Raw genomic sequence first — 209 nt, 5'->3', positions numbered from 1 at the left:
AGGGTTTTTCGTACGAGCCGCCCGGCGTGATCGCGCTCGTAGCGGGTAACCAGCTGACTGCCCTCGTCGCCGTATTCCGTCTTTTCCAGCAGGTTGCCATTCAGGTCGTAGGCGTAAGCTGTACGCTGGCCGTCGAACCCGGTTTCCTGCTGGATCAGGCCATTGGGGTGGTACTGCAATCCATAGACTTCGCCGACTTCATTTTCGAT

1 protein-coding gene is annotated in these 209 nt (G+C 57.9%); it reads right to left on the bottom strand.

The window, feature by feature from the left end:
- Positions 1–209, bottom strand: a 209-nt coding sequence (locus AC0IYH_RS34450; protein WP_471839001.1) for a hypothetical protein, incomplete at both ends; no start/stop codon positions are given.

The sequence above is a fragment of the Pseudomonas sp. AC463 genome, from assembly GCF_979253585.1.
The sequence above is the reverse complement of the archived record's forward strand: the minus strand, read 5'-3'. Positions and strand labels throughout refer to the sequence as shown.